Annotated in this window: 8 protein-coding genes and 1 tRNA gene; 6 read left to right on the top strand and 3 right to left on the bottom strand. The window is 42.8% G+C overall.

Annotation, left to right across the window (positions count from 1 at the left end):
- The first annotated feature begins 147 nt into the window (after window positions 1–147).
- The 6 genes from DXA15_RS13075 to DXA15_RS13050 all read left to right on the top strand — a co-directional run bounded on the left by DXA15_RS13075 (window position 148) and on the right by DXA15_RS13050 (window position 12,477).
- The gene (locus DXA15_RS13075) at window positions 148–1,650 is read left to right on the top strand and encodes a fimbria major subunit (protein WP_233567256.1); all 1,503 of its coding nucleotides are present in this window, start codon (window positions 148–150) and stop codon (window positions 1,648–1,650) included.
- Window positions 1,651–1,669: 19 nt separating this feature from the next.
- Window positions 1,670–2,692: a FimB/Mfa2 family fimbrial subunit gene (locus DXA15_RS13070; protein ID WP_128134323.1), complete on the top strand. Its 1,023-nt coding sequence runs from the start codon at window positions 1,670–1,672 to the stop codon at window positions 2,690–2,692.
- Window positions 2,693–2,762: 70 nt separating this feature from the next.
- Entirely contained in the window at window positions 2,763–4,067 is a 1,305-nt protein-coding gene (locus DXA15_RS13065; RefSeq protein WP_233567255.1) for a hypothetical protein, read from the top strand.
- Between the two features lie 210 nt (window positions 4,068–4,277).
- Complete coding sequence (locus DXA15_RS13060) at window positions 4,278–9,815, top strand: T9SS type A sorting domain-containing protein (RefSeq protein ID WP_128134322.1); 5,538 nt, start codon at window positions 4,278–4,280, stop codon at window positions 9,813–9,815.
- Between the two features lie 169 nt (window positions 9,816–9,984).
- The gene (locus DXA15_RS13055; protein WP_128134321.1) at window positions 9,985–12,336 is read left to right on the top strand and encodes a BamA/TamA family outer membrane protein; all 2,352 of its coding nucleotides are present in this window, start codon (window positions 9,985–9,987) and stop codon (window positions 12,334–12,336) included.
- A 67-nt stretch (window positions 12,337–12,403) separates the two neighbouring features.
- Window positions 12,404–12,477, top strand: a tRNA-Arg gene (locus DXA15_RS13050).
- 54 nt (window positions 12,478–12,531) lie between these two features.
- Here the strand turns inward: DXA15_RS13050 and DXA15_RS13045 are convergent.
- From DXA15_RS13045 to DXA15_RS26500, 3 genes are all read right to left on the bottom strand, one after another.
- Window positions 12,532–13,302, bottom strand: a complete 771-nt coding sequence (locus DXA15_RS13045; RefSeq protein WP_233567254.1) for an aryl-sulfate sulfotransferase — start codon at window positions 13,300–13,302, stop codon at window positions 12,532–12,534.
- Between the two features lie 123 nt (window positions 13,303–13,425).
- A complete protein-coding gene (locus DXA15_RS26505; protein ID WP_233567253.1) occupies window positions 13,426–14,040 on the bottom strand; it encodes a cytochrome c in 615 nt (204 codons plus the stop codon).
- Entirely contained in the window at window positions 14,027–15,220 is a 1,194-nt protein-coding gene (locus tag DXA15_RS26500) for a hypothetical protein (protein WP_233567252.1), read from the bottom strand. The genes DXA15_RS26505 and DXA15_RS26500 overlap by 14 nt, the downstream gene beginning before the upstream one ends.
- Between the last annotated feature and the right edge of the window lie 4 nt (window positions 15,221–15,224).

The raw sequence follows: 15,224 nt of genomic DNA, 5'->3' as shown, positions 1-15,224 counted from the left end.
TCATGGATTACTTGTTGTGTGGTAACTTTAAAGTAATTCTTTCTTTGATATTTCCAATGGCTTTTTTCGTTTTAAGGGTATTTTTTCTTAAATTGATGACATTGGGTTATAACTAACACCGACAACATACGTTCGCAGCTTCAGGGAATGACGCTTGGCGGTGTGCGTGACTATTTGCAAAAGCGCGCCTGGACGGAGAATGGAGGAAAATATTCTCGTTTTGTGATGGCTTCGGATGGTCACTTGGACACACAAGTGTATATCTGTGGTGAGAATACGATCGATAATCCGGCTTCGGCCACAGTCGAGGTGGAACGTCATGCGGCACGTATCGATTATCAATTGGTACACAAATATTATGATGTGACGGACAAGACAGCTGGCGAGGCCCAGGTTTCCATTACCGGAGCCTTGATTGTAAACAAGCTGGATGCCGGTTCCTATATGCTCAAACGAGTGATAGGTGCGGCATCGGATGGCTCGTACGGTGCGGAAAGTACGCTTGAATACCTCGGCTTGGAATTGCCTGAATGGGGCGATCACCAGACCAACTACGTGCTGGATCCGTGGAGTCGCAAGAAGACGCTGGCAAATGTGGATCGTCGTGTTTTTAATCCGGAACAGCCTTCCGGTTCCGGACAACCGCTTGCTTCGCTTTACGAAAATTATTTAACGAGCTACGGTACATCAGTATCCAACTGGAAGTTTGCTCCTGGTTTGGGTGAACGTGTGGGTGACTGGTACCGGGTGGGGTACACGAAAGAAAATGCGGTGGCCAAGGCGGAACAATCGCCTTATATCAATACGGGAGTCGTATTTAAAGCTTCCTATGGACCTAAGAAATGCATTGTTTATGATCCGGTTTCCGGTAAAGCGGTCGAACGGACGGGCTTGGATGGTGCGCCTTTTACTTTCTTTGCATTCAATGGCGTGATATATGGTTCAGCGGAAGCTGCAATGGCTGCCTTTGCAGGCAACGGTACAAATGTGGTCGGCTATGATTTTGCCGGTAAGACTTGGGGCGATGTCGAGAAGTTGACAAAGGTGTTAAAGGAAAACGATCCGGTGGGTTACTGTCGTTTTCTTACCCGGAAGGCAAAAGGTAAAACGGCAACCGATCGTTTGACCGAAGCTGAAGCCTCCCTGTTGTCCTGGAATAATTATATGTATGTCACTTTTGGGTACTCGCTGGGTACGAACAGCATACCGACTATAAATCTGAATGGTAAGGACACTCGCCGATTGTTGGCGCGTTACGGACTACATACGTATGCTGACGGAGTTTGCTATTATACTCATTGGATTCGTCATTCTAACAACAACGACCCTTCAAAGGGGATTATGGAGTATGCTATTGTGCGCAACAATGTTTATAAGCTGCGCATCAGTGATATTTACGGTTTGGGAAAGGATATTCCTTACGAACCACCGTTTGATCCGGAACCTGTCGATCCGACTCCTCCTGGCCCGGATGATCCTGACGATCCTGACGACCCGACGCCTCCTGGTCCTGACGACCCGGACGATCCTGACGATCCAACACCTCCTGGACCTGATGACCCAGATGATCCCGATACCGATCCGCTTATCCAGATCGAGGTGGTTGTGAAGCCTTGGTTGATAATCGACCCTGAAACGTTTTATTTCTAACCGTTAAAATAAGAGAACGATGAAATCAATAACAACAAAATATATCTTTTTCCCGGTACTGGTATTGTTGTGCCTGGCCGGGTTGGCCTCATGCGATTATATCCATGATGAATTGCCTCTTTGCCGGCATACACTCCGTTTTGTTTACCGGCATAATATCAAACATGCCGATGCATTTGCCTATGAAATGGAGAATCAGGAGGCAGCAAAAAATGTTCGTTTGTATATTTATAGTGCTGAAGGCAAGTTTCTTTCATCTCGCCTGATCGAGGGGGAAGAGTTAAAAAAGAACGAAGTGGATCTGAGCGAACTTGACCCGGGCGATTACCGCCTGTTGGCTTGGGCCGGTTTGAACGCTCAGGATTATACGTGGACGGAACCGGCCCCCGGTTCTTCTATCGATGACTTCCGTATGTCGGTACAAATGGTGGAAAATCGTGTCGACCGCGAATTGTCCGGTCTTTTTCAAGGGGAACTGGAATATACGATACCTATCGGAGGTACTACCGATACCGAGTTCCCATTGGTAAAGAATACCAATAAGATCCGTTTCATACTGATCGATGCCAACCGGGGAACGAAACTGACGTCGGATGCATTCGACTTTGCTGTTACTACTACAAACGGCGATCTTGATGCGCACAATGAACCGGTTTCTCCTACGCGGATCACCTGGTTGCCTTATCTGCAACAAGTAGAGGAAGTGAAAGCCTCCGGCAGCGAAACGGTTAAGTATGAGGCTGTCTGCACGGAATTGAATACGCTTCGTTTGATCGACAACAACACCGGCACGCTTCGTATCCGTTATGCGAGCGAGGAGACGCCGTTTATCAACGTCAGTCTCACGGAACTCCTGAAATTGACACAGATCGCTTCTCATAAACTACCGGGGCAGGAGTATCTGGATCGGCAAGACGAGTATGTCATCACAGCATACGTCGACATTGTCGGCGGACGGGCACATTGTCTTGAGGTGATCGTTGACGACTGGATTGTTCGTTTGGAAGACTTGACACTTGGAAATGAGGAGATGACATTATGAAAGGTCGATTGAATCCATATAGGAACCTGTCAGCGGTTGTCTGCCTGCTTGCTTTTCTCGCCTCGGTTGTGTGAGTGGCGAGAAGGGTGGCTCCGGCGACCTGGACCTTCCCGAAATGGTGGAGGTGGATTTGCAAGTGGGCATAGCGGATGTTATGTCCCCGCTGCAAACGAAAGCTGACGAAGGTGAGGAGGTAGAAAAGAAAGACGATAATGCTTTGTCGGGTGAACAGATTCATTCACTGGCCGTGCTGATTGTCAATAATTCTACCCAAAAGATTGAGAAGAAGTTTTTGCCCGATTTAACGAATGATGAGAAGGCTAAAGAGGGTGAACTGACAAGTTGGACTTCCGAAGAGTTCCGGTTGCCCCAAGGTACGAAACGGATTTATGCCTTTGCCAATTGGGAGTCGCTGAAGAATGAGATGCTAAATGCTGTTATCGCAGCAGAAGAAGGTGATGAGATACCGAAGCTGCCGGAAGAGGTCTCCTGGCCTGAAGGTGGTTTTGACCCGAAGCAAAAAAAAGTTTATCTTCCGATGAGTTACGCTGAGACGTGGGAGGTTTCTTCTTCGGTAAAGAAAAGAATCGAACTTACCCGTTTAGTGAGTCGTTTGCAGGTGAAGGTCACTAATGCGACAAACCACGGGTTGAAGTTGGATGGTCTTACGTTGGGTTCTTTCAATAATAAAACACTTTTGTTGGGAGGATCTATCAAGGATTGGTCTGGAAAAGGTGATGTGGATTTTTTACCTGCGGAGACAAAAACGCTGCAACCGATGGGGGATAAGCTGGATGAATATACCTCCGGTTGGATGTATGTATTTGAATCCAGTATGCAAAATGGCTTTAAACTTGATTTTAAAACAACAAGCCAGGACAATGTTTATCATGGTTCTGGTATGCATAGCGGAATAAGGTTTACTGAAAACACGGAAGTCAAACGCAATCATATCTGGAACCTGAACTTGTGGGTTTGTGGCTACAGCTTGACTTTGACGTTGAAAGGAGAAAATCCGCCGATCGGTGGTTATCCCGTATTAACATCCAAGCTGGAGGGTTTGAATGGTACGCTGTATGGTGGCGGTCCGTTTACGATAGAAATTATAGAATTGAAATCGTTGAATGAAGGGACACCAGTACCGGAAAATATTCAATGGTCTATTGATAGAAGTATTGAAAATCCAGAATGGTTGATAGAGGACTTGCAATTAGCCGGTACAACTATAACAGGACGTATGGCCGGTTATGCCATAAATGCAACAGGCCCACTTACCTTTAAGTTGAAAGCGACCAGCGGCGTTCGGACGATATCCGTTTTCCCCGTTACGTTGAATTTTGCGGAGATATTCGAGCAGGCCCAATCGCAACCTTAAGCGAGATTTTGCAGGTTATCGAGGCCTGCAAAATTTACTCGACCCGTAGACGCTCGTCTACTCGACCCATAGATGTCCATCTACTCGATAAGTAGACGCTCATCTGCTTACTAAGTAGAGGTAGGGTCTACTTAGTAAGTAGATTTCGGCTTACTTATTAAGCCGTTCAAAATATAAAAACAACAGATATAACAACAAAATTAGAATACAATGAAACGAAATAAAATAAAATATGACAGGTGGCTCCGGATGCTACTCTTGTCGTTAGCCCTGCTAACCGGCGGGGGCTGGATGGCTTGGGGGCAGACGGATGTTGACAGACCGACGATCGAATTGATTCATTCGGATAATCATGATGAGGTTTTTTTTTCTATTAAAACTATTTATGTATCAGATAAGCGAGAACTAAGTATTCCAGAATTGACAATTAATCAAGGATCTGATAATGATCCACGATATAATTGGTTTGTCCATTGGTATATTGAAGGGGAAGGTGATATTTCTTATAAACAAAGGATCTTTTCAAACAAAGAAGCTGCTGCTCGTGGAGGGGGACTTATTAATTCAGATCCAAATGCAACGTATTCATCTAGTAATGTTTTTTGTAAAGTTAAAGATGAGAAGGGATTGATTTGGTCTAATAGATTAAGAAAAGATTTAAACTTGGGAGGATGTGGCATGGATGTGTCCACAATAGAATATATTTTACCTGCTGATTATAAAGGTGGAGATAGGGTATATTGTGATGTTAGTGTTTATAATAATGGAAGTTTGGATTTATCAGGAAGCGATAATGATATCAAAGGTACATATAATGAACCAACATTGTTGAAACGTTTTATTTATGAAATAAAATCAGCAAAGGATTGTATAAATAAAGAAAAGGATGTTTTTGATATAGATTATCCAGCGGAGAGTAAGTCTATAAACTTTTTGATGCCATCTGCTCCTGAAAATTATTTTTGGATGGAAGGAAGTGAACAATATCAAGGGAAAAAATTTCAATATCAAGTAAAAGGAAAAGATACAGATTATCATGATTTTAAACTCGTAACAAGAAATGCTACTATATCTTCCCAACAAGTTCAAAGAATTCCTTATGAAGAAGGTGGTAAAGAAACAGGGTATTATGATGGAGGAGTAATTAATGTAAGTGTAATAGTTGTAGATGAAACAGGAACTCATTCTAAGGAAGTAGCTGAGTTTAATTTTTCTCCAAAGAAAAATGTAGGTTTTAAGTTAGAGACAGAGATAGCAGATAAAGAAGCAAATATAGATCGATGGCCTAGATATAATAAATCTAAATATGTAGAGATTGGAAATGTTGATTTTGATCAAGATGATGTCAAGACAGAATTAACAAGGGAAAATAATATGTCTGTAAACCCTTTTGGAACCTATGATTTAGCGCAGACTTCCTATGGGTTTATGAATAAAAATATATCTTCTTTGGAACGACCTGCGGGTACCTATACACAAGGCAAATTCTCTCAATTATCCCTTCAAAATGTATATGGGTTATATAGGAGTGCCAATGTCCCTAATTATTCAACAGGCTTTACGCAATCTCCTATTGTTTTTGCGAATACAGATAAATTGGATTTTAATAAATGTTATGTTTGGGTTCCGGCATTGAATCCTTATTATCAAAAGAAGGAGTTTGAGTTTTATGATAGAACTCATGCTATAGCAAAAGAATCTGGTAAAAACGAATATGGTTATTTTTATTATATAGATGCGTCAGATGATCCTGGAACATTGGTTGATGTTCCTATAAGTGACATTTGTTCAGATACGGAAATTACTGTAACGGCTTGGTTAGCAGATATGACACGTCCAGGATATTCATCAAATAATGTTACAGGAAATGTGTTGCCTTTAGCTCCAAATTTAAATTTGATTTTTAAAGCTAAAGATGGAGATGGAAAGGAGGTTATTCTTCATAGGTTTACTTCTGGAGATGCACTAACGGATTATGGCAAAAGTGGAGATTTTAATACATACCTTATGCAATGGCAACAACTTTGTTATTCTTTTGTTATTGACAAAAGTTTGGATGGATATACAAATTTCCACCTTGAAATCCAAAACAACGAACCTCACACCGACGGTGCTGACTACGCTATCGATGACATTCGTATCTTCAAAACGAAGCCGCAGGTAGATCTTGTTAAGGCAGGAGATCTGTGTGAAACCGATATTAATACGCTGCGATTTGTGACAGATTATAATCGTGCATTAGACGTGTTGGGATTAAAAAAAGGAGAAAAAGTTCCGTTAAATCAGCGTGTGAAAAAGGAGGATTTACCACAGTTATTACAAGATTATCTTAAAGATAAGCCTGATGATGCTATTGATTATTTTACAAGTATTTATTATTCGGTTTATAAGGAAAGTGATAAAAGTAAACCAATACAAATAAACTATACTAATTTAAGAGCTAGTGGTAAACAGAACTATCGTACTTCCTATGTTTCTACTAAATTGGAAGATATGGTGTGGACTCAAACATTTGATTATGAGTTAAACAAGGATCTTCCTAATCCAAAGATAGCATCAGCTCCGGTTTATCTTGATATAGAAGATAGAGAATTAGAACCTGGAGTAGATTATATTGCTCGACTGTCTACAAATCCTTTGACAGAAAGTGATTTAGATATTACAGATAATCAGTGTGCCCTGATTGGTAATCCTTTCCAATTGACTATTTCAAATAGTAATTATGAGATAACGCATGGACAAACGGAGGTTATTAAACCAGAGGATGCTGTAGTTAATGAAACTTATACTATAACCGGAAAATTTTGGTATAAAGAGAGTATAGAAGCAAATGATTTTTTGGAGTTGAAAGATGCTAAATTCAATTGGTTCTTGGGGACACTTGATGAGTTTACAGCAAAGGGTATGATAGTTTTGCCTAATGGAGGTTCTTATTCAATTCAAGATGCATTGAGTGAACTTACGAAAGAAAACAGTGTTGCAGATAAAGAAGCTATTAAGCGTTTGTTGGATGAAAAGTATGGAATAAAGGATGATAACAATAAGGAGAAAGAATGGAGGCTTATATTAGGTGAGTCTAGTTTTGAATATACAATGAATTTGGGATATCAATCTGTTGTTATTCGGGCACAAGAAAATCAAATGGCTAATGGGCAACCTATAAAAGAAACATTGTATTGTTCAAAACCAGTTCAATTTGATTTAGGTGGTACACCTCCGACTATCGATCCGGGTGATCCCGATGTACCCGATCCTGACGATCCGGATGATCCCGATACACCTGAAGAACCTAAAGATCCTCAGCCTGATAAAGATCCGGAAGACGGTTCTCCTGTCCGTTCTGTACGTCTTGGCTTAATCCAAATACAGGATATGCAGGCAAATCAGGGAACATTGCGTATCCCTGTTCATATCCGTAAATCAGCAGTAGATGAAAGGTTTGTTGTAGATACGGAGAATAGTAAAATAATGGTTTGCGAAACTTCGGATCAAGAAAGGAGAGATGGTTTAGTTAATAAGGAAGTTGCTACATTGGACGGTTTTGGAGATGAATATGTAGCTACGGATGCTAAACCGAAATGGGATAAAAACTATTTCAAAATCAAATTTGAAGACTTGGCTGTTAAACCGAAAGAAGGTTTCCGTGAAGGTTTCTGGTATATGGTTGAAATACCATACGCTGTAAAAGATGGAAACGGAAACGGAGTTGTAGTTCATAGAGGTTCTATGAAACTCACCCTTAAAATCGTTCCCGAATACGTGACTTGGGTGGGAAGCGAAAACGGCATGCACAACTGGAACAACGACGATTTGAAACATTGGAGACGTTCTAAAAATGCAGAACTTTATATGTCGGGCGATAAGGAAGGAGCCGAGGCCAATGGCACACATCCAGAAGCCTACACCCCAATGCGTTTCACGAAAGTGACAATTTATGGTAAAGCAAAAGACAAGGATGGCAATTATGCTATTGATGGCAATGCTTATGCTGCCTATCCCCATTTGTACAAATTGAGTAAACGGGGAACAGATCCGACTGTCTTGTTGGATATGGCTCCGACAAACATGGATGCAACTATCGGTTCTGCCACCAAGAATATCGAATATGACTTGTTGGCCGATCCAGATTATGAACAGGAGTTGTTCGGAGAAGGTATTAATTTTGAGAATCCGGATAAAAAACAAGGCCATTCCTACTCTTGTGTCCGTTTCTACGGTAACACCTGCGATGAAATTTATATCAAACCCGAATCGGAAATCCTGCATACGGAATACCTGACCTACAACAAAGCTCATGTAGACTACGAAACGGATCCGAACCGTTGGTATATGCTTGCTTCACCTTTGAAAGGTGTTGTTTCGGGAGATATGTATTTGCCGACAGGTAATAATGGTATCGGTAAATATGCACGGCAAGAGACTCCTGCATTTGAAGATATCAAATATAATACAACAGATTATACTCGTTGGGAACCTGCTGTTTATATGCGTGGGTGGAATAGTACTTCTGTAAAAGTTATTTATCCGAAAGATGAAGTTAATTATGGAGAATTAGCCAATTGGTCGAATTTGTATAATGATGTAGATGTTCCGTTTGTTTCGGGTTCCGGATTTTCTATCGGAACAAAGGCGTCATCGAAGCTTGAAAAGGAGAGTGTATTATTCCGTTTGCCTAAAGCTGATGTATTATATCATTATTATGAAAACGACAATAAGACAAGCGAAGATGAAAAGAATATAACTAGTAAAAATCGACAGGGTAATGGACGTTTTTATTTTAGTCCCGATACAACAAGTTTGAATGTTACAACAACTGGTATGTTGGGTAATCCGTTTATGTCGCATTTGGATATGAAAAAGTTCTTCGATGCTAACCATTCAACAAATAATACATATTATATTATGAGTGGCAATACTACGATAACCAATATTGCAGGTGACGAGTATAAATTATCCACAGAAAGTGACGATCCAAACTATGTAGCTCCTCTTCAATCATTTATTAAAAATGATTTGAAAAATGCTGTATTTACTACTGATATGATAGCCAAAGCCCCCACTTCAGGAAAGAAAGTCGGCTTGCGTTCTGCTACTGCTGCGGCATCAGAAAAGACATTGCCTCAATTGCGTATCACTGCCAGCCGTGGTGGTGTACATAACACAGCGCTTGTGGCAGGTCTTGTTACAGCATCAGACAGCTATATAGAAGGTGAAGATGCAGCCTTGCTGATCAATGAGGAAGTCGCCGCTCCGCAAGTTTATACACTTGCCGGTAATCAGATGACAGCTATCAACGTGACACCGGAACTCAAAGATATTCCGGTCGGCATCTATGGTAAAGATGCTTCTCCGGTAGAGCTGAGTTTCAAGCTGTCGGGAGATATGCAGAATGTTACATTCGTAGACAAGCAGAGTGGCAAGGTCTATCCGGTGACTGACGGTTTGACCCTGACTGTCTCCGGCAATACTTCCGGACGCTACTTCCTGAATGGCTCGATCGCTACGTCGAACGAGGTGATTGCTCGCAACGAGATTGTATGTTATGCCAATGGAAACGGTCAGATTGTGGTTTCATCGGTTGATCCGCTTACCCGGATCTCCGTCTATAGCGTCTCCGGACAGCGTTTGCGTTATTTGGATAATCTGAATATGCAGACGGTCTATGTCAAAGACTTGGTTCCCGGCATTTATATCGTCAAAGCCGAAAGTGTAACACAGGTATGTTCGGAGAAAATGGAGGTTAAGTAATTGTGGATACAATATAAATCTTCATAGATATTTGTAACTGAATGGCGGTCATATTATTAATGGCCGCCATTTTTTTATTGAAAAAGGCATCCCCTTTATTGTATCTTGTATTGACTAGTTGGCTTTCTGAATAATTTCAGCTACATTTGCCTGCGTAAAAGCTCGAATAATGAAGGGAATCCTCCATATACTATATTTCATATGCCTTGTTTGGATACTGGCCGCCTGTAGTACGACGAAATATGTCGGTGACGGTGAATATCTGCTGGATAAAGTAGAGATTGTCTCCGATAATAAATCTTATAGAACAAATGAGTTGAAGCCATATCTCAGACAGCAACCGAACTTTAAAGTGTTCGGGTTGATGAAATGGCAGCTTTTTGTTTATGACTGGTCGGGCCGGAATGAAAAACGTTGGCTTAGCAAGCAGCTCCGTCGGATTGGGGAGCCGCCTGTTATTCTGGATACTACATTGGTGGAGCAATCGACGGATGAGTTGAGGCGGTTCTTTATCAATAAAGGATACGTGAATGCGGAGGTCTCGGCCGAGATAGATACTTCGCGGCAGAAGAAGGCGGTTGTCATTTATAAGATTGATTCGAATGAGCCTTACCGGATACATAATTATACGATGGAACTGGATGATTCGAAGATTGACAGTATTGCCCATCTGAAAGCACCCAAGCGCTCGGCTGCCTCTTCGGCTTTTCGGGTATATCCGGAAGACTATACCTCTTTGGTGAAAGACAGTTCCCTGTTTGACAGGGATATACTGGATAAGGAGCGGCAACGCATCACGACATTGCTCCGTAGAAGAGGATATTATGCATTTAATCGTGATTACCTGGCTTATCTGGCTGATAGTTCCTACAATAGAAATATTGTGGATTTGGATATGGTTCTTAAACCTTACCGTAAATTAAAGCCGGACGGTTCTGTTGTCGATACCCTGCATCGTCAATATTATATCAAAGATGTAACGATTGTGACAGATTATGATCCGCTGAATCAGACGCAGAGTGATTTATCGTTTGCTTCTGCCGATACGGTGAAAGCAGGAGATTTACAGATTCTCTACGGAGAGAATGGTAGAACTATCCGCCCAAATGTTTTACGTAGAAGTACTTATATAACTCCCGGCAGGTTATTCAATGAACGGGCTGTTGAACAAACTTACTCTTCGTTTGCTGCTCTCCGCGCATTGAGGAATGTAAATATACGTTTTACGGAAGTGGAAGAACGCGACACGATGATGTTGAATTGTACCATCCTGACTTCTCCGGCAAAGCTACAAGGTTTTGGTGTTGATCTGGAAGGAACGAACTCGGCCGGAGATTTCGGTTTTGCCTCCAGTGTGAATTATCAGCACAGGAATCTGTTCAGAGGTTCGGAAATTTTATCAACGAAAGTGCGTGGAGCCTATGAGGCCTTATCTAAGAGTTCGGCGGGCGGCAGCTATTGGGAGTTAGGAGCGGAGGCGTCTGTTCTGTTTCCTCGTTTTCTGTTTCCCTTTGTCAATGAAAGTTTTAAACGAAGAGTGCGTGCTTCTACGGAGTTGAAAGTCAGCTACGGTATTCAGACACGTCCGGAGTACAGACGTGCGATCCTTTCCGGCGGATGGAGTTATATCTGGCAGGAACGCTCGAATACACAAGCACGGCATGTATTTAAATTGCTGGATATCGATTATGTGCATTTGCCGAAGATCGATCATGATTTTGAAGAGAGTCTGCCTAACTCTACCCGGATATATAATTTTACGGACCAGTTTGTCGTTGGTTCCGGTTATACCTATTCATTTACGAATTATAATCCTCAGAACCGTTTGAGGAATACACACTCTTTGCGTGTGTCTTTCGAGATGGCCGGTAACTTGTTGTATGCGTTTTCCAAGATAACGAATGCAAAGAAAGACAAGGACGGATTGTATAATCTGTTTGGAATTAACTATTCACAGTTTGTAAAGGGGGATGTTGATTTCAGCAAAAGTTATGTATTGGATAGTCGTAATAAGATCGCATTTCATGTGGGAGTAGGTGTCGGTTATCCTTATGGAAATGCGAGGATGCTGCCTTTTGAACGGCGTTATTTCTCCGGTGGGGCGAACAGCGTCCGCGGATGGTCTGTCCGGTCATTGGGGCCAGGAGGAATGTTGGCAGACTCCGTTACATCGTTTGCCGACCAGGTTGGGGATATCCGTTTGGACTTGAATCTGGAATACCGGACCAAGATGTTCTGGAAATTTGAACTGGCGGCTTACGTCGATGCAGGAAATGTCTGGATGATGAAGCCGGATAAGGATCATAAAAATGGAAACTTCGATTTTTCCCGTTTCTATAAGGAGATAGCTGTGTCTTACGGTTTGGGATTGCGTCTGGATTTCGATTTCTTCCTGATTCGTTTTGATACAGGTATGAAAGCCTATAATCCACAGGTACGTGGAAAAGACCGGTGGGCTATTCTGAATCCTAATTTAAAGAATAATTTTGCCTGGCATTTTGCAGTAGGATATCCTTTCTGATGAAAAAAAAGACTTTCCTGTTTGCAAATATAAATATTAATGCTACCTTTGCACCGCAAATAAGGATGGTCAGGTAGCTCAGCTGGATAGAGCAACAGCCTTCTAAGCTGTGGGTCCTGGGTTCGAATCCCAGCCCGATCACATAAAAAACAGGCGGTTATCAGTAAGTGATGACTGCCTATTTTTTTATGTATTTTAATGGTACGATTTCCCGTTTTCATCGAGGCTGAATACAGATGACATGGTTTGTATTCCTTCCCGGTTCTCTACTGTACAAAGAATATTTTTCTCCCTGTCTACAAGAAACAGATGGTTCCGTTGTTCAGGGTTGACATGTCCTACCCAATTGGTAAACAACAAGCGTCCGTCCGGGAAATATTGCATACCTCCCAGAAACTTCAACGGTTTACCGGGAATATCCTTGTTGGATATTTCCCAAACGGTTTTACCTTGTTTGTCCAGCTCCACGATGCGGGGATTTTGTGTCTTATCGGCAACAGCGACCAATGTGTGTCCATCCGGCAGTCGGATTACGGAATGTGGGCCACCGGGTATTTTTACCTGCCATACAACTTTGCCAGCCCGGTCATATTCTTTGACACATTCATCGCCGTAATGAGCGACCAGATAATGTCCGTTATCCAGTTTCCGGGCATTGCGCATAAAAGCAAATGTCCCGTCTGAAATGCCTTCCGGTAAAATACATATATCACTGACAATATTTCCTTCGGGAGATACTTCCAGCAAACGTCCGGCATTACATTCTCCGATAAAAGTATTTCCATTCTTCAACCGCTGGCAGGCAAAGATCGGACTTTCGGAAGCATAATGGAAAACAGTGTCGTTCTGACGGGTGACTTCCAGTACACCTTTACCGGTAGAAAATAACAGGTTACCGTTGGGTAATACCCAGATGTCATTCGATTCCGGAGCTTTATGCTGCCAGACGATCCGGTTGTTTTCCATAATGAACACTATCCCTGCGAATAGTCTGCTCCGGCAAAATTCCCGCACTGGGCCACGGTTGCCAGGCAACAGATACAGGAAAGAATGAGTGTATAAATAATGGTTCTCATGATCTTTTATTGATTATAAAGATAATACGTATTCTGCCAGGTCATTCAGTTCGCTTTCGGATAATGTTTCTGCCGGAGCATGTATTTTCAGCATATCCTGCATTGTGTAAGCACGTCCGTCATATAAATAGGGGGCTGTTCTCCATACTTCGTTCAGGGCGGGAACATCCATTTTGACATGCTCGTCCGGTCCGTTGGTCCAGCTCACTTTATATTGTTTCATATCTGTGTAGTAGGTTCCGGAATGGCAGGAAGAACAATCTTTTTCAAAATGAGCTTTGCCTCTCTTTGCCGCTTCCGACAGGTTGCCGTTCACCAGCCGGGGACTGGGAACCGGGGATAACGATTTCAGATAGGCATCGATAGCCGGAGCCACTTCTTCGGTTGAAGCCGAGAATAAAATATATTTGATTCCCGAAACAACTGCGGTTTCTGCATCTTTACGGATTCCGGAAACCATACAGGGCGGTGTCTGATGGGAGAGGACTAACGTCTTGGTGTTCTTAGGATTCCCCATTCCATCATTCAGCAGGTCCCAGTTCAGTCCGTCCATCCGGGCATCATTCGGATGACAACTGGCGCAACTCTGCCATCCCTGGAAACCGATCGATGCGTCATGGAAATACATGTCGCCTTTGCCTTTGAGTGGAAACGAGAGGAGTTCCCAATGAAGAAGAAACCATCTCTTTTCCACTTTGGTTGAAGGCTACCAATTCACCGGTGTAGTAATTTGCCGTATATACTTTATCCGGAGTGACGTGTAAGGCTCGGGGACCTTTACCTTGTGTCTTGTAAAAATCGCGGATACCGTATAAGAAGCCGGCATCATCCCGGATATGTGCATAATCTTTTGTCGAAGGCGTTGCTTTTCCTCCTTCTTTTACCTGTGCCAGACGGTTATGCAACATCGCTCTGTCTATACAGGCCAGTTCGTGGGTGCCGGAAATTGCCACCCATATTTTGCTGTCGTCCGGTGAAACAACGACATTCCAGGGATTTGAGGCTCCTTTCTGGGGAGTATCCAGTAAAACAGTGTTTTCCACTTCCTGTGAATGCAGGTTGATGACAGATAGAACATTGGTACTCATCCATCCACGATCCACCTGATTGGTCGGGAGCTGGTAGCGTGCCAGCAAATGGACGGCATATGCATAGTCGCCTTTACTGTCTGTTGCCAGGGCTTTTACATCAGTCGAACCGTTCGGGAGTTGTAATCGTTTCACAACCTTTTTATGGTTCACATCCACAATATCCAACTGACAGGCGACCGGATAAGCAAGCGACGACATTTCCGGCAGGTTATTGGCTACAAGCAGCATGCTGTCGTTTGCAAATGAGACCAGGTCTACCGGTTCACGTCCAACGGGAATTCGGTTCAGTACTTCTTTTGTTTTCGGAGAAACTTCCCAAAGTTCATTATTGAAACGCAGCGTAGTCCACAAGGATGCAGTTCGTTTATTGAATAACAGGGCGGAGGGTGTATGTCCCAATCGGGTATCCGATATGACGGATAAATCTTTTCCGTCCAATTCGCACAGAGAACCGTCTGCACCGTCACACACCACCCAGAGATGCTGGTCGGGTGTTTCCGCCAGATCGTTTGCCGGGGCAGATAATACCGCTTTTGTCCCGGTTTTATTGAAATTGGCGTCGATGAGGTATATTTCTTTTTTATCCCGGTTTGTCACCAGGAGTCCGCCTTGCTTTCCGGCATTCCAGATATGGTCCGGAGCAAAAATATCATCTCCGCTGCATCCGGTCAGAATGGTCAGGGAGAGACAGGCTATATAGGTCCAGTTTATTTTCATGATC

The organism is Parabacteroides sp. AM58-2XD (assembly GCF_003463685.1).
GTDB classification, from domain to species: Bacteria; Bacteroidota; Bacteroidia; order Bacteroidales; family Tannerellaceae; genus Parabacteroides; species Parabacteroides segnis.
This window is presented reverse-complemented; position numbering and strand designations above follow the sequence as displayed.

What these genes read in the sequence shown, in the direction of transcription:
- DXA15_RS13060 (WP_128134322.1), top strand. Translation starts at nt 4,278, where the DNA reads ATGAAACGAAATAAAATAAAATATGACAGGTGGCTCCGGATGCTACTC.
- DXA15_RS13075 (WP_233567256.1), top strand. Translation starts at nt 148, where the DNA reads ATGACGCTTGGCGGTGTGCGTGACTATTTGCAAAAGCGCGCCTGGACG.
- DXA15_RS13045 (WP_233567254.1), bottom strand. Translation starts at nt 13,302, where the DNA reads ATGGAAAACAACCGGATCGTCTGGCAGCATAAAGCTCCGGAATCGAAT.
- DXA15_RS26500 (WP_233567252.1), bottom strand. Translation starts at nt 15,220, where the DNA reads ATGAAAATAAACTGGACCTATATAGCCTGTCTCTCCCTGACCATTCTG.
- DXA15_RS13070 (WP_128134323.1), top strand. Translation starts at nt 1,670, where the DNA reads ATGAAATCAATAACAACAAAATATATCTTTTTCCCGGTACTGGTATTG.
- DXA15_RS26505 (WP_233567253.1), bottom strand. Translation starts at nt 14,040, where the DNA reads ATGTATTTCCATGACGCATCGATCGGTTTCCAGGGATGGCAGAGTTGC.
- DXA15_RS13055 (WP_128134321.1), top strand. Translation starts at nt 9,985, where the DNA reads ATGAAGGGAATCCTCCATATACTATATTTCATATGCCTTGTTTGGATA.